Here is a 21,568-nt window from a genome sequence, read left to right as displayed (position 1 = left end):
GGGCTGTTCCGACGCTTGCTACGCGCCCATCGCTCCCGAGAACGCAACCATGGCGAGCGCCAGCAGGGCAATCCAGACGGTGCTCATGGCACCGAGGAGAACGGGCTTCCCGCCGACGCTGATCAACCCCTTGATTTTCACCCCGAGCCCAAGGGCAAACATCGCCGCCGCGAGCAGCCCTGTCTGCAGAAGCTTGACTCCCGCAAGCGCCTGCGAGGGCATGATGTGGAGCGAGCCGAGACCAACCATCACGAGGAAGCCCACGACGAAAAGTGGCACGACCGGTGGGCGCTTTGTGCCCTCGCGCAGCGTGCCGCGTGAGCGTGCTGCGAGGGAGAGCGCGACCGCGACGGGAGCGAGAAGCACCACGCGCGTGAGCTTGACAATCACCGCGACCGAGAGGGCCGAGGCACCGTAGGCTCCTGCGGCGGCGACGACCTGCGCGACCTCGTGAGTGCTCGCCCCTATCCACGTGCCGCCCGCGCTTTCTCCCATGCCCATCGCGTGCGCGGCAAGCGGCGCGAGCGGAATCATAAGGGTGCCGAACAGCACGACGAGCGCGATCGCGGTGGCTACTTCCTCTTCGTCGGCGTCAGCGATATCTTCAACGCCGGCAACGGCGGCCGCACCGCAGATCGAGAAGCCGCACGCAATCAGGATCGACAGTGGGCGGCTGATGCCCAGGGCGCGTGCCATGGCGAGAGTGCCGAGGATCGAGAGGGTGACGACGAGGATGACGCCCACGATCACGCGCCAGCCGAGCGAAAGGATGTCCCCTACCGCGAGCTGCAAACCGAGCAGCACGATCCCGACGCGCAAAAGCTTCTTCGACGTGAATTGGATGCCCGCGTTCCACGACTCCGGAATTGTCCACAGGTTCGTGAGGAGCGCACCGAGCAGAATCGCGATGAGCAACGGGCTCGCTGCCGGCAGGGCACGATTCACGGCGACTGCAAGGATCGCAACAAGCACGCACGGCACGAGTCCGGGCACGAGAGATAGTGAAGAGACGCGGGAAGAAGATGAAGCTGGCACGGCCTCATTCTAGGAATCCAGGCACGCTCGCTCAGATTTTCGGGACCGTAACGTGACACATCCACCCTTCCCAAACCGCGGATCGCTAGGGTGGAGGCAACCGTCGGACATTCCGATTTTCCCTATCCCGGAGGAGACACATGACCTCGCCCGCATCCCAGACCGGCCTCGATCTCACCCAGATTGATGAGTCCGTTCGTCCGCAGGACGACCTCTTCGGCTTCATCAATGGCGCGTGGCTCGCCTCGGCTGAGATCCCAGCCGATAAGCCGAGCTACTCGGAGTTCACGCGTCTTCACGACCTTTCCGAGGAGCGCGTGCGGAGCATCATTGAGGAAGCAGCGGCCTCTGGCGCCCCCGCTGACTCTAGTGAGGGAAAAATCGGTGCGCTGTACGCGCTTTTCATGGACGAAGCACGCCTCAATGAGATCGGCGCTCGCGACCTCGAGCCGCAGCTCGAGCGGATCCTCAGCCTCGCCGACCGTTCAGCGCTCACGAGCTTCACTGGCGAAGCAACGGCCCCCACCGGCATCATCGCTCTGTACGTGTGGACAGACGCCGATGACCCGGAGCGCTACCAGGCACAGATCGCTCAAGCGGGCCTCGGCCTTCCCGATGAATCGTTCTACCGCGATGAGCAGTACCGGGCGATCCGCGAGGCCTACGTTGACTACCTGGCGACGCTTGCCGACCTTGCGAAGCTCCCGGGACGCGCCGGGCTGCCCGAGGGCGATGCGCGTGCCCTCGCCGAGGTGGTCATGGATCTCGAGACCCGCATCGCGAAACAGCACGTCGACGTCGTGCGCCGGCGCGACAGCGAGAAATCGAACAACCCGATGGGCGTCGCCGAGCGCGCCGACGCCTTCCCGAGCTTCGACTGGGACGCCTACTTCGAGGGCGCCGGTGCGAAGGCCGAGTGGGTAGAGACCATCAACATCAACGAGCCGGAATACACGGCGGCCATTTCGAAGCTGTGGGGCAGCGAAAACCTCGAGAACCTCCGCGCGTGGCTCGCCCTCCACGCGATCGACGCCGCGGCGCCCTACCTGAGCGATGAGTTCGTCGATGCCCACTTCAGCTTCCACGGCACCGTGCTTTCCGGGACCACGAAGATCCGCGACCGCTGGAAGCGCGGCGTGAGCCTCGTCGAGGCTGCCCTCGGCGAGGCCGTCGGCGAGACATACGTGGCGCGCTACTTCCCGCCCGAGGCGAAAGAACGCATGGAGCACCTCGTGGAGGCCCTCATCACCGCCTACCGCGAGTCGATCTCCTCGCTTGAGTGGATGACCCCGGCGACCCGCGAAAAGGCCCTCGCGAAGCTCGAGAAGTTCACGCCGAAGATCGGCCACCCCGAAACCTGGCGGGATTACTCGAGCCTCGCCATTGATCCCGATTCACTCCTTGCCACCGTCGGAAACATCGCGACGTTTACCCATGACTACGAGATCGCAAAGCTTGGGCGAAGCGTGGATCGCGGCGAGTGGCACATGACCCCGCAGACGGTCAATGCCTACTACAACCCTGGCGCGAACGAGATCGTGTTCCCCGCGGCGATCCTCCAACCCCCGTATTTTGGGATCGATGCGGATGATGCCGTGAACTTCGGTGGGATCGGCGCGGTGATCGGCCACGAAATCGGCCACGGCTTCGACGATCAGGGCTCCAAGTACGACGGTGACGGCGCACTCAAGAGCTGGTGGACCGAGGCGGACCGCGAAGAGTTTGAGAAGCGCACGCGCTCGCTCATCGCCGACTACGACGCGATGAGCCCGCGCGACCTCTCAGATGAGCATCACGTGAACGGCGCCTTCACGATCGGCGAGAACATCGGCGACCTCGGCGGTCTCACGATCGCGCTCAAGGCCTACCTCAATGAGGTTGGCGAAGCGGCACACGAGGTGGGGTCCGACGGTTACACGGGCATCCAGCGCCTCTTCCTTTCGTGGGGTGCGGTATGGCGCGGCAAGAACCGCGAGGCCGACGCCATTCGTCGCCTCGCAATCGACCCGCACTCGCCCATGGAGTTCCGCGCGAACGGGGTCGTGCGCCATGTTGACGCGTTCCACGACGCCTTCGGCGTGAAGGAGGGTGACGGCCTGTTCCTCGCTCCCGAGCGCCGCGTGAGCATCTGGTAGACGATGGCACACAAGCACGAGTACCTCACTCCGTATAAGGGCAGGGTGAGGCCGGGGCGGGTCGCGTGGACCCGCGTCATCCTCACCCTCGTGATCGGCGCGGCAATCTGCCTGTTCGTGTTGCTGACCTTTGGCGACCCCGGACTCAGCACCGCCGCCCTCCTCGCGATCGGATTCGCGGGGTATGCACTATGGGCGTGGATGCGCACGACCATCGGGTTCGTCGTAGACGAGCGCGGCCTCACGCCGAAGCTCGGTGGTTTCCTCGCGCGGCCCACGTGGCCGCTCGAGGATTTCCGCACGGTGCAGATCCGCGTCGTTGCACCGGAACGGGTCGGCTCCCTCGTGGGCAACATCGGGCTCGGGCGCGCCGAAGTCGCGGTTTCCCGCATGGATGAGGTACGCCCGGTGGCGCCGCTCAAACCTCGCACGCTTGTGGGGCCGCAGGCCGACACTCGGTTTGCGGTCACCCGCGGCGGTGAGCTCGTGGAGATCATCGGCCGAGACGGAGGGGCATACCTGCTCAGCCCCGAGCACCCGCGCGAGGTCGCCGAGGCGATCGCGAAGGCCATCACATTTGCGCGCTGAGCACTCGCGGCCCTGCCCTCACCTGCCTGTACACTTGTGGGCGTCATCCAACAGACAGGGGAGCACCGACCGGTGCTGAGAGTGCGCAAAGGGCGCTGACCCTCGAACCTGATCCGGTTAGCACCGGCGTAGGGAGTCGGGATTTCTCGCATGCCGCGGCCACGCCGCTTCACGGGCATGCCCCTTCCGAGTGGAAGGAGTGGTGATGACTGATCAACGCACAGCGCGAGCGGGCTTTTCCCAGCGCATTAAGTACCGCACGATTGATCTCGTCGTGATCGTCATGGTCGGCGTAGCCTTCGGCGTCGCCTTTGCCGGCTACGCGCATCTGTACAACCTTGTGGCCCCTCTCACCGCGGGTTTCCCCCCGCTCGAGGGCCTCCTCACTGGCTTCTGGTGCCTTCCTGCTCTCGTCGCGATGTTGATCGTTCGCCGCCCAGGCGCTGCCTTCGGCGCGGAAATTATCGCGGCGTGCCTCGAGGCTCTCCTCGGCAGCCATTTCGGTGTCGGCGCGCTTATCTCCGGCCTCATCCAGGGCGCGGGTTTCGAGATCGCGTTCGCGCTCTCGGGGTGGGCGAGTACGAGCGCAGCGGTCGTGATTGGCGGCTCGCTTCTGTCGACCCTCTTCGAATGGCTTTACGAGATCACCGCGTACTACCCCTCGTGGTCTGCGGGCTACAAAGTCATGCTTCTCGTATTCTTCTGGATCAGCGCCCTCACGCTTCTCGCGGCTCTCGGGCGCGCTATCGTCACGGCACTCGCGAAGGCCGGTGCACTCAATCAGTTTCCGGTGGGCAGGGACTTTGCCGTCTCTCAAGCCCCGCGTGGCGGTTCTAGAATCGACGCATGATGACGACAGCTGCTCCTGATAACCATTCTGCTTTTCGCTACCGCACCATTGATCTTCTCGTTGTTGTATCAATGGGCCTGATCGCGGGCGTCGCGTTCTTCGCCTACGCCGCCGGGCTCGGCGCGCTCAAGCCCGTCTTCTCGCTCTTCCCGCCCAGTGAAGGCATCGCCGCGGGTCCGTGGGCTCTGCCGGCGGCGCTCTCGATGCTCATCGTCCGTAAACCCGGCTCGGCACTTGGCACGATGTGGATTGGCGCGATCATCGAGGCACTTCTCGGCTCGCACTTCGGGTGGACGGTGCTGATCTCGGGCGCGATCGTTGCGATCGGCTTCGAGGTCATGGGTGCCGCCACGAAATACGCGAAGCCGTCGTTTAAGTGGGTTCTCGCAGGCGCCTGGATCTCGATGGTTTTGCAGTGGATTTGGGAGCAGTTCGTGTTCTTCCCGAGTTGGGCCATGCCGTTCCGATTCGCCCACCTCGCACTGTTCATCATTTCTGGCGTCATTCTGCTTGCGTTGCCGGCGCCGGCAATCGTGCGCGCGCTTGCGAAGACCGGGGCTCTCGGGAATTTCGCACCCGGGCGTGAGGAGGCCGCACAGCGGTGAGTGAGAGCCCGACGCTTGCCTCCACCCGCCGTGCCGTGGGTGTGGGGATCGATGACTTCACCTATACACCACCGGGGCGTAGGGCCCCGGTTCTCTCTGGCCTTTCCCTCCAGATTGCTGCGGGTGAACGCGTTCTTCTCACGGGTGCGAGCGGCTCGGGAAAATCGACGATTCTCAAGGCCCTGAGCGGCCTCATCCCCGAGGACCCACCGGAAGGGGTCGCCCCCTCGGCACCACTTCCCGAAGCATCTCCCGTGCCGGGCGTCGCCCTCATGGTGCAAAATCCCGTCCACTCGTTCGTGGGCGCGACGACAGGAATCGATACCGCTTTCGGCCCGGAAAATGCGAGCGTTGATCCTGCACGCATGCCCGCAATGGTGCGCGATGCACACGCCGCGGCCGCGTTTTCCTCTCCGCTCGATGCCAACCCCTACCACCTTTCTGGTGGGCAGCAGCAGCGCCTCTCCCTCGCGGGCCTGATCGCCACGGGTGCCGGGGCAATCGCTCTCGACGAGCCGCTTGCAATGCTCGACGCCAAGACGGCACTCGCGGTACGCGACGCCATTTGCGAAGCAACCGAGGGCCTCACCCTCGTCGTTGCGGATCACCAAGTGGAGCTCTGGCGCGCCCACGTCGACCGCGTCATCCGCATAGGTGCGGGCGGTCAGATACTTGAGGACGCTCCCGCGGGGGCATGGCGCGCGGACGGCTCTCGTGGCGAAAGTGCGCTCGGCAGCGAACAAAAATCGCTGCGAGGAGGCAGCGAGAGGGTCGCTCTCATTGACCTCGAGGTTCCCGCGACGCTCGAAGGCCGCACTCTGTTTGCCGGCCCCGTTCACGTCGAGCTTTACAACGGAGAGCTCGCCGCGCTCACGGGTCCAAGTGGCATCGGCAAGTCCACCTTGATCCGCTACCTTCTCGAGGAGACCCGCGAGCGTACGGGTAGGGGTAAGCGCGCAGCGAAGAAAGCGCCGTTTCGAGCCGCATGGCTCCCGCAAAACCCCGAGCAGAGCTTCGTCGCCCGCACCGTCCTCGACGAGGTGAAAGCTGGCGCCGAGGATCCGAACGACGATGAGGCCGCACGGGCGTGGCTCGAGGCGACAGGCCTCGCTCACCTCGAATCCGCCGGCCCCTTCACGCTTTCAGGGGGTGAGCAGCGTCGCCTCGCCTTCGCGACGGCACTCGCCTCGGGCCGCGACATTCTCGTGCTCGACGAGCCGACTGTGGGCCTCGACGACGCGGCGTTTGGTGCGGTGGCTGAGCTCATTGCTCGCGCACTCGTCAGCGGCCGCGCGGTCCTTGCGGCCACGCATGACGAGCGGCTCGTGCGCGCGTGCGACCGAGTCATTGCCCTCGAGGCAGCGCCGGGGCGTGACGATCTCCGAGAGAGTATCGCGTGCAAGCAACCGTCGGACCCGTCCCCCGCTCCCCCGATCCCGCGCGTTCCCCACCCGCCGCGCGCCGTCGCTGCCGATAAGCTCAATCCACTCACGATCCTCGCGATCGCCGCTTTAGCCTTCGCGGGATCGTTCGGAATGCACACGCTCGCGCCGACGCTCACGGGCACCATTCTCACGCTCACGCTCATCCCTCTCGCCTGGCGCACTCCAGCCCGGCTCATGACGCGCCTTGCACCAATCGTGCTCGCGGCGCTCACCATCGCGTGGTCGGCCGGAATTCTTTCCGGCAGGCCACTCGGCGAACTGTCGACATGGCAGAGCGCCGGCGTCGAGGGCCTGAGAATCTTCGCCATGGTCGGCCCCGGCGCGATCCTTCTTGAAGGTCTGGACCCGACCCGCTTCGGTCAGGCTCTCGCCCAAAAGTGTCATGTTCCCGCGCGTTTCGCGGCAGCAATGAGTGCGGGCCTCGCGCGGCTCGGACACGTGTTTTCGCAGTGGGGCGACATCGTCTTTACGCGCCGCATCCGCGGCATCCAGCAGCGCAACTCCTTCGCACTCTACGCCGGTGCAACGTTTGCGCTTCTCGTCTCGACGCTGCGCGGCGCGGAGATCCAAGCGCTCGCGATGGACGCGCGCGGTTTCGCGACGGCGCAACGGCGCACGTGGGTCCATAGTGCGCAGTTCACGTGGCACGATGCGTGGGGCGTGGGACTCGGGATCGTCCTGCTGGCCGCGCCCATCATCGCTACGCTTGTGGCATGAGTGAAAACACCGCGCCCCAGCCCGGCACCGACGCCGACGCCGATGAGGCCGCCGCACTCGCGCGCGCCCTCATGGACGCTGCACGCGAGGGGAACCTCGAGATTCTCCGCCCCGCTATCGAGGCGGGAATTCCCCTCAACATGCAAGATGCAGACGGCAACACCATGCTCATGCTTGCCGCCTACCACGGCCACGCGGCACTCGTGAAGCTGCTTGCAGAGCACGGCGCGGACGTCGACCTTCTCAACGACCGTGGGCAAAGTCCGCTCGCGGGCGCCGTATTCAAAGGCTTCGACTACGTGGTCGAGGTGCTCGTTGAGGCCGGCGCTGACCCGGATGCGGGAGTGCCCAGCGCGCGCGAGAGCGCTCGGTTCTTTTCCCGCACCTACGACTTCTGAAGGCGAGTTTCCGCGCGCGCTAGCGCAAGCGCGCCTTCGAGCGGCGAGGCAGCCTCACGCACGTCGAACCCCTCGCGTTCGAGCGCATAGCGCATGAGATCCCCAATCGGGCCGCGAGCGGTGAGGACACTACCGGCGAGAACGACACTCACGGGTGAATTGCCGCGAAGAGGATCCGCGAGCACAAGGGCCCCCTCGAGGAGGCTGTCCACGGCTTGCGCGACGATCTCGCGCGCGACCTCGTCGCTTTCGCCCTCGCCGAAGTGACCGAGCTCGGTCACGATCGGGGCGAAACGCCCGTACTCGGCCGGGGTCAGGTCGTAGGCTTCACGGATGAGCGCTTGGCGCGGGTCGAGCTGGGCCGCGGTGTCACGTGGGTTGAAGCCCAGCGCCGCGCATACACGGTCGGTGAGGGCTGTCGAGCTCCCGCGCGCGTCGAGGTCCGCCGCCACTGCCTCGAGAGCGCGCTTTCCGAGCCACACGGCTGAGCCGACGTCTCCTAGCAGCCATCCCATGCCATCGCGGCGCACCGACTCCACGCCCCGCACATAGCTCACGCTTGCCGCGCCGGTACCTGCGAGAACGAGAACGCCGGTGGGTCGTGACGCGGATGCCGGGAAGGCACTCGCGAATGCCGTGCAGAGGTCATCGACGACACGAACGTTGGCGGGATCGACCTGGATGTGGTGAGAGGCCGATTGCGAGACAACGGCCTCACGCACGAGCGCCTCGATGCGCTCGTGGCGGGCGGGCCCCGCTCCAGATATGCCGAAGACGGCCTTTTCCAGGGTGCTGCCGGTGTCGAGTGGGGCGAAGGCGCGCGCAAGTGTCTGCTCGAAGTGCTCGAGCGCGTCGGGCCCGGAGGATCTCACGTTAAACCCCGCGCCCTCGACGCGGACCGGCGTGAAACTCTCGCCACTTCGCCCATCGGCTCCCTCGATTGCGAGGCGCGTATGGGTCGCTCCGACGTCGGCCCCCAGAATCACGGAAATCGGCATGTCAGCAGTCCTTTCGGTCTCGCCCAGTATGTCATCCACCCCACAAGTTGTGGTAAGTTTCATCTTGAGGCATACGGATGAAATATTTTTTCACGACGGTGCCCGTCCCCCATAGCTCAAAGGAGACACTATGATCACCCGCAGGAACCTCATCGCCACCGGAGCACTCGGCGCGGCCACCGTGGGCCTCGCCGCGTGCGGCAATTCGGGCGGTTCCTCCTCCAACCCCACCGATAAGGCCGCCAATGACGGCAAGACCATCACCCTGTGGATCATGGAGGGAACGAACGCCAAGACTGACGAATACGTCAAGGCCCTCCAGGAGGAGTTCACCAAGCACACGGGCGCGACCCTCAAGGTCGAGGTCCAGCCGTGGGATGGCGCGCACGACAAGTTCGTGACCGCCATGGCGGGTGGCACCGGCCCCGACGTTGCCGAGATCGGCACAACCTGGACTCCCGAGTTCGCGGATGCAGGGGGCCTCGACGACCTCACGGAAGACGTCAAGAAGGCCGGAATTGACTCGGACCTCATCGATGCACTCAAGGAAGCGGGCACGCTTGACGGCAAGCTGTACGGCATGCCGTGGTACGCGGGCATCCGCTCGATCCTCGCGAACAAGGAGATCCTCGAAGCTGCGGGGGTCAACTCCCAGCCCCAGTCGTGGGATGACCTCCTCGCCATGATCGAAACCCTCAAGGCGAAGAATCCCGACGTCATCCCGTTCCCGGTCAACGGCGGATCCCCTTTCGCTCTCCTCCCCTTCATCTGGGGAGCAGGCGGCGACATTGCCGAAGGCTCCGGCAAAGACTGGAAGGCCACCATCAACGAAGCGCCCGCAGTCGAGGGCCTCACGTGGTACACCGACCTCGCCCTCAAGCATGGCTCGTCGACCGAGGCGGCCTCGACCTGGAAGGAGACCGACTCCCTCAAGCAGTTCCAGGAGGGCAAGGTCGCCATGTTCATCACCGGTTCGTGGGTGCCCGCAACCGTGAAGGCAAGCGACGAAGAGCTGTTCAATAAGCTCACGGCTTTCACCATCCCCGCCAAGGACTCGGCGATTGCCGGCAGCTTCGTGGGCGGTTCCCACCTGTGCCGGTTCCTGGACTCCGAGGAGCCGGAGCTCGCCTTCGAACTCATCAAGCTCATGACAACCGGCGAATTCGCGACCCGGTGGAGCGAAGAGACGAACTTCTTCCCCGGCACGAAGTCAGCGCTCGACGAGACGATCAAGAACGGCACCGACCTCACAAAGGTTTTTGCTTCGCAAATGACCGAGGCCGGCAAGTCCGTACCCGTTACTCCGATGTGGGGCCAGATCGAGGGCAAGAAGACCCTCCCGAACCTCCTGAGCAACGTCCTCGCTGGTGGCCAGGCTCCGCAGGCTGCTGCTGATGCTGCCGCTAAGGAAATGGACGGAATCTTCGGCGCCTAAGCCGTATTTTTGTTCACCGACCATCGCTCGGGACCCACTCGCTGAGGGCTGGGTCCCGAGCCCCCAGCCCACGTTCGAAAGCTTCCTCGATGACCACCATGAACGACACTCACGAGAGTGCGCTGCCCCCGGCTGACACGAGCCGCTCGTCACGACTGTCGATGTGGGCGCGCCGACACCTGCCGCCGTGGCTGCTCCTCGCACCCGGGCTCCTCACGCTCGCGGTCCTGTTGATCTTCCCCCTGTTTCGCGTATTCGACCTCTCGCTTCAGGACTACGGCCTGCGTAACCTGCTGAAGGGCACCACCAACTACGTGGGCTTCGCCAACTATTCGGCGATCCTCAGCGACCCGCATCTGTGGACAACCGTGCTTCCCAACACCGTCGGATTTGCGGCCGTGTGCGTGGTGCTGACGATGCTCGTGGGCGTTGCCGTTGCGCTGTTTCTCAATACGCTCTCGCTCACGTGGCGCAACATCTGCATCGGCGCGATCATGGTCGCGTGGGCCGTTCCCGCGCTTACCGGCACCTACGTGTTTGTGTGGCTTTTCGACCCCACGAGCGGGTTCGTGGCGAGCGTCCTTGAATCACTCGGGCTTTTCACTCCGGGCAGTGCCAACTGGTGGGATTCTCGCCTCGCGTTTTACGGAATTGCCGCGCTCAACGTCGTGTACCACGGCTTTCCCTTTATCGCCGTGACGACCCTCGCCGGTCTCCTCACGATCCCGGAGTCCCTGTATGAGGCCGCGAAGGTCGATGGCGCGAGTGCGTTCAAGCGCTTCACGAACGTCACCATCCCGATGATCCGCCCGATCCTCGCCGTGTGCATCATCTTGTCGACGATTTGGGACTTCAAGGTTTTCACGCAGATCTATCTCATGCCCGGCGGTGATGGGTCGAACCGACACATGATGAACCTCGGCGTGTGGTCCTACACCGAATCGTTTGGGCAAGGGAAATACGGTATGGGCTCTGCTATCGCGGTGCTTCTCACTCTCGTCCTTCTCGCGATCTCCGTGGTCTACATGCGCGCACTCATGAAGGAGGATGAACTGTGAGCACCACCGCTCCCACCGGCGCCACACCCGCCAATAAGAAGAACCCGCTTCGCCCCGCAAATATCGCGAAGGCTCTCGGCATCGCCCTTCTGCTCCTCTACGCGCTCTTCCCGTTTTACTGGATGCTCACGACCGCGGTCGATACGCACGCCAACTCGCGCGGCGCGGGCATTCTTCCCACGAGCTTCACGCTCGACCACTTTAAAACCGTCCTGATCGACGCGAACTTCTTCGAGTACATCAAGGTCTCGCTCATCGTCGCGGCCGGCACCGTACTCCTGTCGGGCGCAATCGCGCTGTTCGCCGCGATTGGCGTCGCCCGCTACCGCTTCCGCCTTCGCACCGTCGTGCTCGTTCTCGTGCTCATGGTGCAGATGGTGCCGCTCGAGGCTCTCGTGATACCGCTGTTCCTCCAGGCGCGCACCCTCAACATGCTCAACTCGCTCCTCGGGCTCGTGATCGTCTATCTTGCCTTCTCGCTTCCGTTCGCGATTTGGAACCTCAAGGGTTTCGTCGCCGCGGTCCCGAAGGAACTTGAGGAAGCCGCCTACATCGATGGCGCCGGATGGTTCAGGATGTTCTTCTCGATTCTCCTGCCGCTCGTCGCCCCCGGTCTCGTCGCCACGAGCGTGTTCGCGTTCATCACCGCGTGGAACGAGTTCATTTTTGCCCTCACGTTTATGACGGACTCGTCGAAGTACACGGTAGGCGTTGGTCTGCGGACGTTCTTCACGCAGAACACGGCCGACTGGGGGCCGATTATGGCCGCCTCGACCATCATCGCGCTTCCCGTTGTGATCTTCTTCGTCCTCGTTCAGCGCCAGCTGTCGTCGGGGCTCACGGCAGGCGCGGTCAAAGGTTAGAAGGTGACCATGTCTCAGTCTCGTTTTGATGCCGATGCTCTCGCCCCGCTTCTCGCGTCTTTTCCCGGCACGGACGTCCCTGAATGGCTCGCGCAGGCGCTCGAGGCCGGACTCGGCGGTGTGTGCCTGTTCGGGTACAACACGCCGAATACGCGCGAGGCCCAAAGGCTTATCGCCCAGGTGCGTGAGGCGAGTTGCACAGAGCCGATCGTCACGATCGACGAGGAGGGCGGCGACGTCACTCGGCTCTATGCGGCGCGCGGCGGCGCGTTTCCAGCAGCCCGTGGTTTCGGGGACATCGATGATCCCGAGCTTTCACGCGAATACGGCGAGGCCATCGGGCGGGTTCTCGCCGCGATTGGCGTACGCATGAACTTCGCCCCCGTCGCAGACGTCAACACGAATCCTTCCAATCCCGTGATCGGTGCCCGCAGTTTCGGCACGTCGCCGGGGCCGGTCGCGCGGCATGCGCGGGCGGTATGCGAGGGGCTTTCGCACGCGGGGGTGCTGAGCTGTGCGAAGCATTTTCCCGGGCACGGAGACACTGCGGTTGATTCGCACCTGGGGGTTCCGACGGTCGCCCTGTCGCTCGAGGACGCCCTCGCCCAGCACGTCGCGGCCTTCCGCGAGCTCGGCAGCGCGCCCGATGCCCTCATGACGGGCCACATGTGTGTGCCGTCGCTCGGTGATGGGCCCGCGACGATTGCCCCGTGGTCGTATGCTCTTGCTGCGCAGATCAACCCCGATGCACTCCTCGTGACCGATGCTCTCGACATGGGGGCGATCACCGAATCGGTGGGCTACGCGGAGGCAACCGTGCGGGCGCTTGAGGCAGGCGCGCACCTGCTGTGTCTTGGGACGTCGATCCGGCGCGATGGCGAGAACATGCTTGTCGAGGCCCACGACGCGATCGCTGAGGCTATTCGTTCGGGGCGGCTCGATCGCGGTGAGCTGCGCTCGCGCGCCGAGCGCGTGCGCACGACATTCGCGGGCCGCGCGAGCGCGTCTGCGTGCACCGCGGAGGCACTCGAGAGTGCGGAGGCTCATCTCGAGGCAGTTGGCGAGCGTGCCTCTCGACGTGCGGTGCGGTGGGCACTCGAGTCGTCGCCTGTCGCGGGCCACGTTTCGACCGCAGCCATCGTCGATGCGCGTTTCGCGCACGATTACGCGGCGGGTAAAGGGCGCACCTTCCTCGCGCCGGTACTCGAGCATCGAGATATTCGTCTTCTGCCCGCAGACCCGCCGCCGGGCTACGAAAGCCCGCAGGTGACGTTCGTGCTCACGCGGCTTGGCTCGGCGAGTGACGCGGAAACGGCTCGTCTCGATCAGGCCGCCGCGAATGCACACGAGTTGGGCTCGCGCCTGATCGTCCTTCACACGGGTGTTCCGGAAACGGCACCGCTCCCCCACACGCTCTCATCGCCCGCAGCCGTTCTTCTCACCTATGGTGCGAGTCGGGGCGTCATGAACGCCGCAGCCGATCTCGCTCTGAGAGAGGTCGCGCGATGAGGATCCTCGGTCTCATGACGGGCACGTCGGTTGATTCGGCGGATTTCGCCCTCGTCGATTTCTCCCGCGACGGCGACGTGCTTCACGCACGTGTGAAGAGCTCGGGTGAGCACCCGTGGCCCGAAGCCCTTCGCGGCCGCGTCCTCGAGGCCGTGACCAGTGCGAGTGTTCCCTCGCTCGCAGAGCTCACACTGCTCGATGCGCACGTTGGCGAGTTCCTCGCTGGCGTCGTTACAAGCGTGCGCGACGATGCCCGCGAACGCGGATCCGACGCACCACTCGATCTTGTCGTCTCGCCCGGACAAACGCTCTTTCACAACGTCGAGGGCGGGCGCACCCTCGCGACCCTCGCCATTGGGGATGCCTCCCGTATCCACGCTGCAACCGGGATTGCGGCGCTGAGCACCGTGCGCAGCGCCGACATCGCCCGTGACGGGACCGGCGCGCCACTCGCCCCTCTCCTCGACCAACTCCTGCTCGGCCCCGACGGCGGATGCGCGGTGAACATCGGTGGGATAGCCAATACGACGCTGTGCACCCCGGCAGCCGTCGGACCAACCGCTCCCCCGCTCGTGCGCGCGGGCGACACGGGCCCCGGTAACGGGCTCATTGACGCGGCCGCCGCCCTTCGCACGGGAACGGCGTGCGATACGGATGGCGCCCGAGCCGCCGCCGGACGCGTGCACGACACTCTTCTTTCATCGCTGCTCGCCGACCCTTACTTCGCGCTTCCCTTTCCGAAGTCCACGGGCAGGGAGTATTTTTCGCCGGCGTGGCTCGATGCTCGCGCACGCGAAGCGGGCATCGACCTGGACGTGCTTAGCACGGAAAACCTGCTCGCGACGCTCACGGAACTCACTGCCCGTACACTCGCCGATGCGCTCAAGGCCGAAGTGGGGCACGAGCCTCGCACGCGCCTTCACGTGACCGGCGGCGGCGCCCACAACCCGACCCTCATGGCCCGCATCGAAGCCCTCCTACCCGGATGTACGGTGACTACGGGGCCGCTTGGCGGCCTCGACCCCGACATCAAAGAGGCGTTCCTCATGGCCCTCATCGGCTACTACTCTGCGCACGGCCTGCCCGGTGCTCTGATCGATGCCACCGGCGCGACAGAGCCCGCTGTCCTCGGTCAGCTCACCCCGCCGCACGCGCTGCGCACCGTCCCGCTTTCGACAACCGCACCCCGCCAACTTCTCGTGGAGGATTCCCGTGACTGATTCACAAGGCCCGCTCACTCCGCTCGTCCAGGTGCACTCGCCTACAGAAGAGCGCAATCCCCGCTCGCGCGACATCGATACGCTCGCATCCGAGCAAGTTGTCTCGCGCATCCTCGCGGAAGATGCCACGGTCGTCGCGGCCGTGCAAGCACTGACCCACGAGATCGCGCGCTTGACCGACCTGTGCGTGGACGCTCTCACGAACGGGGGCCGCGTGCACTACGTTGGCGCGGGCACCTCGGGCAGGCTCGGGGTTCTCGACGCAGTCGAACTTCTGCCCACCTATAACGCTGACTCCGACATGTTCGTCGCGCATCTCGCGGGCGGAGATGGCGCGATGATGAAAGCTGTCGAGGGCGCCGAAGACAGCGAAGAACTCGGCGCGAGTGTCATTGCGGACCACGCGGGTGAGCACGACGTTATCGTGGGCCTTGCCGCGAGCGGCCGCACCCCGTACGTGAAAGGCGCCCTTGCGGCGGCCCGCGAGCGCGGGCTCGCGACAGCGCTCGTGAGCGCGAACCCGAATGCGCCGCTCGCGGCGCTTGCCGATGTGCCGCTTCTCGTGAACACTGGCCCCGAGGTTGTCACGGGGTCGACCCGCATGAAGGCTGCGACCGCGCAAAAGGTGCTCCTCAACGCCCTGTCGACGTCGGTGATGGTGCGTCTCGGCAAGACCTTCGAGAACCTCATGATCGATGTTCGCGCGACGAATGAGAAGCTCGTGGCGCGCACGGTGCGCATCGTGCGCGAAGCAACGGGTGCGAGTGAAGACGACGCGCGCGCGGCACTTGGCGCGACCGAGAACAACCTGCGCGCTGCCCTCGTGCTCCTCCTCGCTGGAGCTCCGCTTGAGCACGCTCCGGAGGCCCTCGAGGTGCTCGCGCAGTTCCCGCCTTCTGCCACACGCCCGGGGGATGCCTCGGGGATTCGTTCGGCAAGCGAAGCCTTGCGCGCCCGCGTGGGCTCTCCGACGGTCGCCGAGGAACGATAGGCACCCCACCATGACCGCCGAAGACTTCCAGCGCCCACCGGCACGTGTCCTCGATGCTCTCGAGGATGCCGCCAAGAGCGAGTCGCGCACCCTCGCGCGCGCGAGCCGCTACCTCTTGGATCACCCCGACGAGGCCCTCGCTCGGCCCATTGCCGAGATCGCCGCGGCCTCTCGCACGTCGCCCGCGAGCATCGTGCGGCTCGCCACGAGCCTCGGCTTCAGCGGCTTTAGGGAGTTGAGGGCCGCGTTCCGTGAAGACCTGGCGTTTTCGCGCGGGCGCGCGACAACCATCGCGGGAGGCGATGAGCGTGCCGCGAGCGCGCTTGCCGCCGACATCGATCCGCAGGACTCTCTCGAAGCGGTCGTCAAGAAGGTGGCGTTTGCCGATTCGCGCGCGGTTGCCGATACCGCCGATGCCGTGAGCATCAGCGAACTCGAGCGTGCGCGGACGTTGTGCACGAGGGCCCGCCAGGTAGTCACGTTCGGCGTGGGGGCCTCCGCGTTTGCGGCGATGGACCTCGAACAAAAACTCGCTCGCATCGGTATGCGCGCCACGAGCTACGTGGATGCGCACCAGGCCTTGCCTGCGGCGTCGCTCATGGGCGACGGTGATGTCGCGGTCGGTATTTCGCACTCCGGCGAAACGCTCGACATTCTTGATTCGCTCGCGATTGCGCAGGATGCGGGCGCAGCCACGATCGCGATTACGAATGCACCGTCGAGTGAGATCGCCCGCCTTGCCGATATCACGCTGCTGACTCACGCCCACGAGTCGGAGCTGCGCTCGGGAGCGACGGCTTCAAGGATTGCGCAGCTTACCGTCGTAGATTTCCTCTTTGTCGCCATTGCGCAAATGCGCATGGACGAGGCTCACGAGGCGCTCGCGCGCACGTATTCCGCGGTCTCGGCAAGGAGGCGGTAACCTACTCCACCGACGTTCCAGGCCCTCCGTCCAGGGTGCAACACCTCTGCATCGTCAGGGACGGGGCCCTTGACGGGGACACTAAGTCGTTTTTCGTCATGCTCACGAGATTCTCAACGAGGAGACCCCTATGACTAACCTTTCACGTCGTTCATTCGTCACGCTTTCCGGCGCCGCCAGCGCGGGCGCCTTCGTCGCCGCGATCGGTGCGGTCCCGGCCGTCGCGTCGCCTTCACCGCAGGGGCCGAGCGCCTCCGACGCAGCAGTGGCCCCACGCACACGCGAGTTTCGCGCGATGTGGATCGCCTCCACCGACAATATTGACTACCCGAGCCGCACCGGCCTCAGTGTCGAGGAATCCAAAGCGGAATTTATCGCGTGGCTTGATCTGGCGAAGGAGCTCAACCTCAACGCGGTGATTTCTCAGATCCGCCCTGCTGCCGATGCCTTCTGGCCCTCGCCGTATGAACCGTGGTCGCATTTCCTCACGGGCGAGCAGGGGAAGGATCCGGGGTTTGACCCCCTCGCATTCCAGATCGAGGAGGCCCACAAGCGCAACCTTGAGTTCCACGCGTGGTACAACCCGTTCCGGGTGTCGATGACCGAATCCGTCGATCACCTTGTCCCCGACCACCCCGCACTCGTCAACGAGGGGTGGGCATGGGCGTACGGCACGAAGACCTATTTCGATCCGGGTATCCCTGAGGTTCGAGAGCACTCGCTGCGCGCGATCATGCATTCGGTCGAGCATTACGACATCGATGCGGTCCACTTCGACGACTACTTCTATCCGTACAAGGTTGAAGGCAAGGACTACCCGGACCAGGCGACCTATGAGCGCTACTCGGATGGCACGTCGTCGCTTGATGATTGGCGTCGCGAGAACATCACGATCTTTATCCGCGAGATGCGGGAGAGGATCCGCTCGTGCAAGCCGTGGGTGAAGTTCGGGATCAGTCCGTTCGGCATTTGGCGCAACAACACGAGCGATCCCGCCGGTTCTGCTACGAGCGGGTCGGAGAGCTACGAGATCATTTGCGCGGATTCGCGCGCGTGGGTCAAGGATGGCCTCGTCGACTACATCAATCCGCAGATCTACTGGCCGATCGGGCTCGAGGTCGCCGACTACGCGGCACTCGTTCCCTGGTGGAACGATGTCGTCGAGGGCACAGACGTCGCACTCTACATTGGCCAAGCGATGTACAAGCAGGCCTCGGGCGCAATCGAGGATCCGGAAGAGATGGCACGCCACCTCGACTTCAATCGCGACTACCCACGTGTCGAGGGCGATGTGTACTTCTCGGCGAAGTCAGTACGTGATGAGCGAGACGGTGCGATGGGCGAGGTTGTTCGCCGCCACTACGCACATCCCGCGATCGTGCCTGTCATCGCTCACATGGGAGGTGCCGCGCCGCGCACGCCGAACGGCCTCAAGGTGCGCTGCTCGCGCGGCAACGCCGTGGTCGAGTTCAATCGCCACCCTCATTCTGAGGCGACGAGTTTCGCGATCTACCGGGTCTCGGGTGCGCGATTCAATCCCGCCGAACTCGCAGATGGCCGCAACCTTCTCGCGTGTGTGCGCGCCGATGAGCAGGTCGTGCGCCAGAGCGTTCACGTTGAGGGGGTCGCGGGCGGTGACTGGATCGTCGTGACGGCGCTCGATCGTCTGTGGAACGAGTCTGATCCCTCGAAGCCAACTCGCGCACGCTGACCGGAGCATCTATGCATCTGGATGAGGGTGCAGAAAACGGGCGCATCGCGTCGTTTTCTGCACCCTCGCCGTTTAGAGCGTGCGACGAAGGCGCGATTGTTCACTAGAGGTGGACGCGCACCTCGGCCCCGTCGCGGTACGCCGAAAACATCATGGGCGAGTTATGAGCGATGACCATTTCCCCGGTGGGCACCACTGCGATGAGGCCTCCGCTCGAGCCCTTTTCGGTGAGTGTCTCCTCGATGGTGGCCGCAACGGCGGAGGGAAGGTCGCAGCCCGCATACCTCATGCGTGCAGCAACGTCGTAGGCCACAACTCCGCGGAGGAAGGCCTCGCCCTCCCCCGTGCATGACAGCGCCGCGAGTCCATCGCGCGCGTACGTGCCCGCCCCGATCACGGGGGTGTCCCCGATCCGACCGACATCCTGCGCGCTGATTCCTCCGGTCGAGGTTGCGGCGGCGAGGTGGCCGTTCGCATCAAGGGCCACGGCTCCGACGGTGCCGTGCCTCGGGCCGCTCTCACTCTTGTCGAGCAGCCGTCGCAGCTGTGCGAGGCGCCGCTCGGTCACAAACCACTCGGGGTTTGCGACCTCGAGGCTCCACTCACCCACGAGCTGCGCTGGCGGATCGACGATCATGACGTGATCGGTGTGTTCCATGACGGCGCGCGCCGCACGCACCGGGCTCTTGGCATGCCGACTCGCGAGAACGGCCCCCGCGAGACCGCTTGCCCCGTCCATGACCGACGCGTCGAGTTCGGCACGGCCATCTTTCGCGAGCGCCGCGCCACGACCCGCGTTGAACAGCGGGTTCTCCTCGAGCGATTGCACAGCAGCGCAGCACGCCTCGAGGGCGCTTCCGCCGCCCGACAGTACCGCTTCACCGGCCGCGTGTGCCTCGCGCAAACCGCTCTCGTAATCGGCCTGTTCACCGAGCTCGAGAATGCGACCGCCGGCACCACCGTGGATCGCAAGTGCCCACGGCTCGGCGCTCGCCCGGTGAAGCGTAAGGGTGGCTGGTGGCTGGACGTTCTCCTCGCCGGCTGCGCGCGCGGCAGACACACTCGTGTTCATCGTCGCTCCTCCTCGAAACACTTACGGGTGGTGGTACTCCATCGTGTAATGCGCGATCCCAGCTTCGTAGAACTCGTCGCTCACGGTCACGTATCCGAGCGATTCGTACCAGTCTTTGAGGTAGGACTGTCCGTGGATCACGATCTTCTGGGTGCTCTCGCGCTCCTTGCACAGATTGATCGCCGCGGCCATGAGGGCGCCGCCATAGCCGCCACGGCGGGCACTCTTTGCGCACGCGAGGCGACCGATCCTCATGCATCCTTCACCGGGGAACACGCGGATCGTGCCGATCACATCGCCGTCTTTTTCCCACCACACGGTGATGGTGGAATCCTCGCGGTCGAGCCCGTCGAGCTCTTGCTCGCTCGAGACGCCCTGCTCGATGATGAACACGCCCTGGCGGAGTATGCACATCGAGTACACGATCTCGGGATCCATAAAGCTGAGGTGCGACGCCTTGAGGGTGGAACCGTCGGGCCTTTCGGCGAGCACGCGCAGATCAAACTTGGGGTGTGGGGTCATCTCATTCACCCTCCGGAGTGTACGCCCAGCCGGCTGCACTGTTCAGGTCCGTCCACCCGGCCTTGCGAACGCGGCGCCTTTGGCAGCGGGGACACCAGTACAGGGCGCGCCCGGCAAGGTCGGCATCGCGAATGCTCGCCTCGCACAGGCGGCACGGGAACCCCTGACGGTGATACACGTAAAACGACTCCTCGCGAGGAACACTCGCGGGGTCATCATCCCCGTTTTGGTACACGGGAACCGTGCGTTCGTTGAGCTCGCGGTGAATCTTCCGATGCTCGGGCTGCGTCGTGACGATGCGGCCCGTCCGCTCGCCGTACGCCATGAGAGGCACGAGATCCTCCCACAGCGCCTCGATCAGCGGTGTCGTAAGTTCGTTGCCGGGCACGTAAGGGTCGAGCCGCGCGCGAAACAGCAGTTCGGCGCGGTAGATGTTGCCGATGCCCGCGCATACGCGCTGGTCCATGAGGAGCTGACCGATGCTCTGGCGTGATTTCTTGATGCGCCGCACGAACTCACGCGGATCGGCGTCCGAGCGCAGCGGGTCAGGCCCGAGACGTTCGAGCACCGCTTCCCGCTCGGCCTCGTCGATCACGCGGCACTGGTTGGGACCGGTCAGGTCAGCAAGCCCCTCTGCTCCGCGAATGCGGAGCCTGACGTTGACCCCGGGCACAATCGAAGCCCAGGAGCCGTCGGATGTCACCTCAAGTCCCTTGCGGGGCGCACCAATCGCGCGCACTTGATGGAAGCGCTCACTGCCCGCGAATGTCCACGAGCCGTACAACCCCAAGTGAATATGGATGAACCGAAGCGGTTCGGTGTCCTCGTGCGGAGCGAAGCCCATGAAGAGGTGCTTGCCCGCCGCCTCGGCTCGCGCCATGACCCAGCCGTCGAGTTCCGTGGCTCCCGCCTCAAACCGGCCCTGCGGCGACGAAAGCCGCACCCGGGTGTTTCCGAATGCGGCGTTCATCGCGCGTGCGAGCCGGTGAATCGTATGCCCCTCGGGCATCGCTCACCGCCCTTTCGTTAGCGCTCCTGGTACGTGCCAGTCTTCTCGTATTCGGCGATCTTGCCGATGCGTCGCACGTGACGCTCGTCGCCGGAGAATGGTTCGTTCACGAACGTCTCGATAAGGGCGATGAGCTCCTCCTCGCTGTGTTGGCGCGCACCGACCGCGATCACGTTCGCGTCGTTGTGTTCACGCGCAAGCTTCGCTGTCGCCTTATTCCACACGAGTGCCGCACGCACGCCCTGAACCTTGTTCGCGGCGATCTGCTCCCCGTTTCCGGAGCCACCGATCACGATTCCAAGGCTTCCGGGGTCCGCGACGACCGCCTCACCGCAGTCCGAACAAAACGGCGGGTAGTCGTCGAGTGGATCCACCTCGAACGCGCCGTGGTCGATCACCTCGTGTCCCTTACTCTCGAAGACGGAGATGAGCCGGTTCTTGAGGTCATAGCCGGCGTGGTCAGTGGCGATGTGGAGGCGCATGAG

20 protein-coding genes and 1 riboswitch are annotated in these 21,568 nt (G+C 65.0%); of the genes, 14 read left to right on the top strand and 6 right to left on the bottom strand.

Annotation, left to right across the window (positions count from 1 at the left end):
- Positions 1-18 precede the first annotated feature (18 nt).
- On the bottom strand, positions 19-1,035 hold the full coding sequence (locus tag HMPREF1484_RS06620) for a YeiH family protein (RefSeq protein WP_040386513.1): 1,017 nt from the start codon (positions 1,033-1,035) through the stop codon (positions 19-21).
- 140 nt (positions 1,036-1,175) lie between these two features.
- On the opposite strand from HMPREF1484_RS06620, the gene HMPREF1484_RS06615 reads away from it, so the two are divergent.
- The 6 genes from HMPREF1484_RS06615 to HMPREF1484_RS06590 all read left to right on the top strand — a co-directional run bounded on the left by HMPREF1484_RS06615 (position 1,176) and on the right by HMPREF1484_RS06590 (position 7,773).
- Positions 1,176-3,170 (top strand): M13 family metallopeptidase, encoded by a 1,995-nt coding sequence (locus HMPREF1484_RS06615; RefSeq protein WP_016664260.1) that lies wholly within the window; start codon positions 1,176-1,178, stop codon positions 3,168-3,170.
- A gap of 3 nt (positions 3,171-3,173) precedes the next feature.
- Positions 3,174-3,758, top strand: coding sequence for a hypothetical protein (locus HMPREF1484_RS06610; protein ID WP_016664259.1), 585 nt, complete (start codon positions 3,174-3,176; stop codon positions 3,756-3,758).
- Positions 3,759-3,804: 46 nt separating this feature from the next.
- Positions 3,805-3,910: riboswitch (TPP riboswitch) on the top strand.
- Positions 3,911-3,963: 53 nt separating this feature from the next.
- Positions 3,964-4,608 carry an ECF transporter S component gene (locus tag HMPREF1484_RS06605; protein ID WP_016664258.1) on the top strand — a complete coding sequence of 215 codons (645 nt, stop codon included), beginning with the start codon at positions 3,964-3,966 and terminating at the stop codon, positions 4,606-4,608.
- Complete coding sequence (locus tag HMPREF1484_RS06600) at positions 4,605-5,213, top strand: ECF transporter S component (RefSeq protein WP_016664257.1); 609 nt, start codon at positions 4,605-4,607, stop codon at positions 5,211-5,213. Before HMPREF1484_RS06605 ends, HMPREF1484_RS06600 begins: the two co-directional genes overlap by 4 nt.
- On the top strand, positions 5,210-7,375 hold the full coding sequence (locus tag HMPREF1484_RS06595; RefSeq protein ID WP_016664256.1) for an ATP-binding cassette domain-containing protein: 2,166 nt from the start codon (positions 5,210-5,212) through the stop codon (positions 7,373-7,375). Before HMPREF1484_RS06600 ends, HMPREF1484_RS06595 begins: the two co-directional genes overlap by 4 nt.
- Positions 7,372-7,773 (top strand): ankyrin repeat domain-containing protein, encoded by a 402-nt coding sequence (locus tag HMPREF1484_RS06590; RefSeq protein ID WP_016664255.1) that lies wholly within the window; start codon positions 7,372-7,374, stop codon positions 7,771-7,773. Before HMPREF1484_RS06595 ends, HMPREF1484_RS06590 begins: the two co-directional genes overlap by 4 nt.
- On the opposite strand, the gene HMPREF1484_RS06585 is transcribed toward HMPREF1484_RS06590, so the two are convergent.
- Positions 7,761-8,771, bottom strand: a complete 1,011-nt coding sequence (locus HMPREF1484_RS06585; protein WP_016664254.1) for an N-acetylglucosamine kinase — start codon at positions 8,769-8,771, stop codon at positions 7,761-7,763. The genes HMPREF1484_RS06590 and HMPREF1484_RS06585 overlap by 13 nt on opposite strands.
- Before the next feature lie 130 nt (positions 8,772-8,901).
- On the opposite strand from HMPREF1484_RS06585, the gene HMPREF1484_RS06580 reads away from it, so the two are divergent.
- From HMPREF1484_RS06580 to HMPREF1484_RS06545, 8 genes are all read left to right on the top strand, one after another.
- Positions 8,902-10,206 (top strand): sugar ABC transporter substrate-binding protein, encoded by a 1,305-nt coding sequence (locus HMPREF1484_RS06580; protein ID WP_016664253.1) that lies wholly within the window; start codon positions 8,902-8,904, stop codon positions 10,204-10,206.
- Positions 10,207-10,295: 89 nt separating this feature from the next.
- Entirely contained in the window at positions 10,296-11,264 is a 969-nt protein-coding gene (locus tag HMPREF1484_RS06575) for a carbohydrate ABC transporter permease (RefSeq protein WP_016664252.1), read from the top strand.
- Complete coding sequence (locus HMPREF1484_RS06570) at positions 11,261-12,127, top strand: carbohydrate ABC transporter permease (RefSeq protein WP_016664251.1); 867 nt, start codon at positions 11,261-11,263, stop codon at positions 12,125-12,127. The genes HMPREF1484_RS06575 and HMPREF1484_RS06570 overlap by 4 nt, the downstream gene beginning before the upstream one ends.
- A 9-nt stretch (positions 12,128-12,136) precedes the next feature.
- Positions 12,137-13,636 carry a glycoside hydrolase family 3 N-terminal domain-containing protein gene (locus HMPREF1484_RS06565; protein WP_016664250.1) on the top strand — a complete coding sequence of 500 codons (1,500 nt, stop codon included), beginning with the start codon at positions 12,137-12,139 and terminating at the stop codon, positions 13,634-13,636.
- Positions 13,633-14,856 (top strand): anhydro-N-acetylmuramic acid kinase, encoded by a 1,224-nt coding sequence (locus HMPREF1484_RS11805; RefSeq protein ID WP_016664249.1) that lies wholly within the window; start codon positions 13,633-13,635, stop codon positions 14,854-14,856. The genes HMPREF1484_RS06565 and HMPREF1484_RS11805 overlap by 4 nt, the downstream gene beginning before the upstream one ends.
- Positions 14,849-15,847 carry an N-acetylmuramic acid 6-phosphate etherase gene (murQ, locus tag HMPREF1484_RS06555; RefSeq protein ID WP_016664248.1) on the top strand — a complete coding sequence of 333 codons (999 nt, stop codon included), beginning with the start codon at positions 14,849-14,851 and terminating at the stop codon, positions 15,845-15,847. Before HMPREF1484_RS11805 ends, murQ begins: the two co-directional genes overlap by 8 nt.
- A 10-nt stretch (positions 15,848-15,857) precedes the next feature.
- A complete protein-coding gene (locus HMPREF1484_RS06550; RefSeq protein WP_016664247.1) occupies positions 15,858-16,769 on the top strand; it encodes a MurR/RpiR family transcriptional regulator in 912 nt (303 codons plus the stop codon).
- 130 nt (positions 16,770-16,899) lie between these two features.
- Positions 16,900-18,480, top strand: a complete 1,581-nt coding sequence (locus HMPREF1484_RS06545) for a glycoside hydrolase family 10 protein (protein ID WP_016664246.1) — start codon at positions 16,900-16,902, stop codon at positions 18,478-18,480.
- Positions 18,481-18,583: 103 nt separating this feature from the next.
- Here the strand turns inward: HMPREF1484_RS06545 and HMPREF1484_RS06540 are convergent, their stop codons facing one another.
- From HMPREF1484_RS06540 to HMPREF1484_RS06525, 4 genes are read right to left on the bottom strand one after another with little or no spacing between them, the layout of a single operon-like run.
- On the bottom strand, positions 18,584-19,552 hold the full coding sequence (locus HMPREF1484_RS06540; RefSeq protein ID WP_016664245.1) for an isoaspartyl peptidase/L-asparaginase family protein: 969 nt from the start codon (positions 19,550-19,552) through the stop codon (positions 18,584-18,586).
- Between the two features lie 21 nt (positions 19,553-19,573).
- Positions 19,574-20,074, bottom strand: coding sequence for a GNAT family N-acetyltransferase (locus tag HMPREF1484_RS06535; RefSeq protein ID WP_016664244.1), 501 nt, complete (start codon positions 20,072-20,074; stop codon positions 19,574-19,576).
- A 1-nt stretch (position 20,075) separates the two neighbouring features.
- A complete protein-coding gene (locus HMPREF1484_RS06530; RefSeq protein WP_016664243.1) occupies positions 20,076-21,083 on the bottom strand; it encodes an Fpg/Nei family DNA glycosylase in 1,008 nt (335 codons plus the stop codon).
- A gap of 17 nt (positions 21,084-21,100) precedes the next feature.
- Entirely contained in the window at positions 21,101-21,565 is a 465-nt protein-coding gene (locus HMPREF1484_RS06525; protein WP_016664242.1) for a ribose-5-phosphate isomerase, read from the bottom strand.
- Between the last annotated feature and the right edge of the window lie 3 nt (positions 21,566-21,568).

This window comes from Dermabacter sp. HFH0086, from assembly GCF_000413375.1.
GTDB classification, from domain to species: domain Bacteria; phylum Actinomycetota; class Actinomycetes; order Actinomycetales; family Dermabacteraceae; genus Dermabacter; species Dermabacter hominis.
This window is presented reverse-complemented; position numbering and strand designations above follow the sequence as displayed.

What these genes read in the sequence shown, in the direction of transcription:
- HMPREF1484_RS06615 (WP_016664260.1), top strand. Translation starts at nt 1,176, where the DNA reads ATGACCTCGCCCGCATCCCAGACCGGCCTCGATCTCACCCAGATTGAT.
- HMPREF1484_RS06550 (WP_016664247.1), top strand. Translation starts at nt 15,858, where the DNA reads ATGACCGCCGAAGACTTCCAGCGCCCACCGGCACGTGTCCTCGATGCT.
- HMPREF1484_RS06525 (WP_016664242.1), bottom strand. Translation starts at nt 21,565, where the DNA reads ATGCGCCTCCACATCGCCACTGACCACGCCGGCTATGACCTCAAGAAC.
- HMPREF1484_RS06530 (WP_016664243.1), bottom strand. Translation starts at nt 21,083, where the DNA reads ATGCCCGAGGGGCATACGATTCACCGGCTCGCACGCGCGATGAACGCC.
- HMPREF1484_RS06600 (WP_016664257.1), top strand. Translation starts at nt 4,605, where the DNA reads ATGATGACGACAGCTGCTCCTGATAACCATTCTGCTTTTCGCTACCGC.
- HMPREF1484_RS06580 (WP_016664253.1), top strand. Translation starts at nt 8,902, where the DNA reads ATGATCACCCGCAGGAACCTCATCGCCACCGGAGCACTCGGCGCGGCC.
- HMPREF1484_RS06545 (WP_016664246.1), top strand. Translation starts at nt 16,900, where the DNA reads ATGACTAACCTTTCACGTCGTTCATTCGTCACGCTTTCCGGCGCCGCC.
- HMPREF1484_RS06585 (WP_016664254.1), bottom strand. Translation starts at nt 8,771, where the DNA reads ATGCCGATTTCCGTGATTCTGGGGGCCGACGTCGGAGCGACCCATACG.
- HMPREF1484_RS06540 (WP_016664245.1), bottom strand. Translation starts at nt 19,552, where the DNA reads ATGAACACGAGTGTGTCTGCCGCGCGCGCAGCCGGCGAGGAGAACGTC.
- HMPREF1484_RS11805 (WP_016664249.1), top strand. Translation starts at nt 13,633, where the DNA reads ATGAGGATCCTCGGTCTCATGACGGGCACGTCGGTTGATTCGGCGGAT.
- HMPREF1484_RS06575 (WP_016664252.1), top strand. Translation starts at nt 10,296, where the DNA reads ATGACCACCATGAACGACACTCACGAGAGTGCGCTGCCCCCGGCTGAC.
- HMPREF1484_RS06535 (WP_016664244.1), bottom strand. Translation starts at nt 20,074, where the DNA reads ATGACCCCACACCCCAAGTTTGATCTGCGCGTGCTCGCCGAAAGGCCC.
- HMPREF1484_RS06610 (WP_016664259.1), top strand. Translation starts at nt 3,174, where the DNA reads ATGGCACACAAGCACGAGTACCTCACTCCGTATAAGGGCAGGGTGAGG.
- HMPREF1484_RS06605 (WP_016664258.1), top strand. Translation starts at nt 3,964, where the DNA reads ATGACTGATCAACGCACAGCGCGAGCGGGCTTTTCCCAGCGCATTAAG.
- HMPREF1484_RS06565 (WP_016664250.1), top strand. Translation starts at nt 12,137, where the DNA reads ATGTCTCAGTCTCGTTTTGATGCCGATGCTCTCGCCCCGCTTCTCGCG.
- HMPREF1484_RS06590 (WP_016664255.1), top strand. Translation starts at nt 7,372, where the DNA reads ATGAGTGAAAACACCGCGCCCCAGCCCGGCACCGACGCCGACGCCGAT.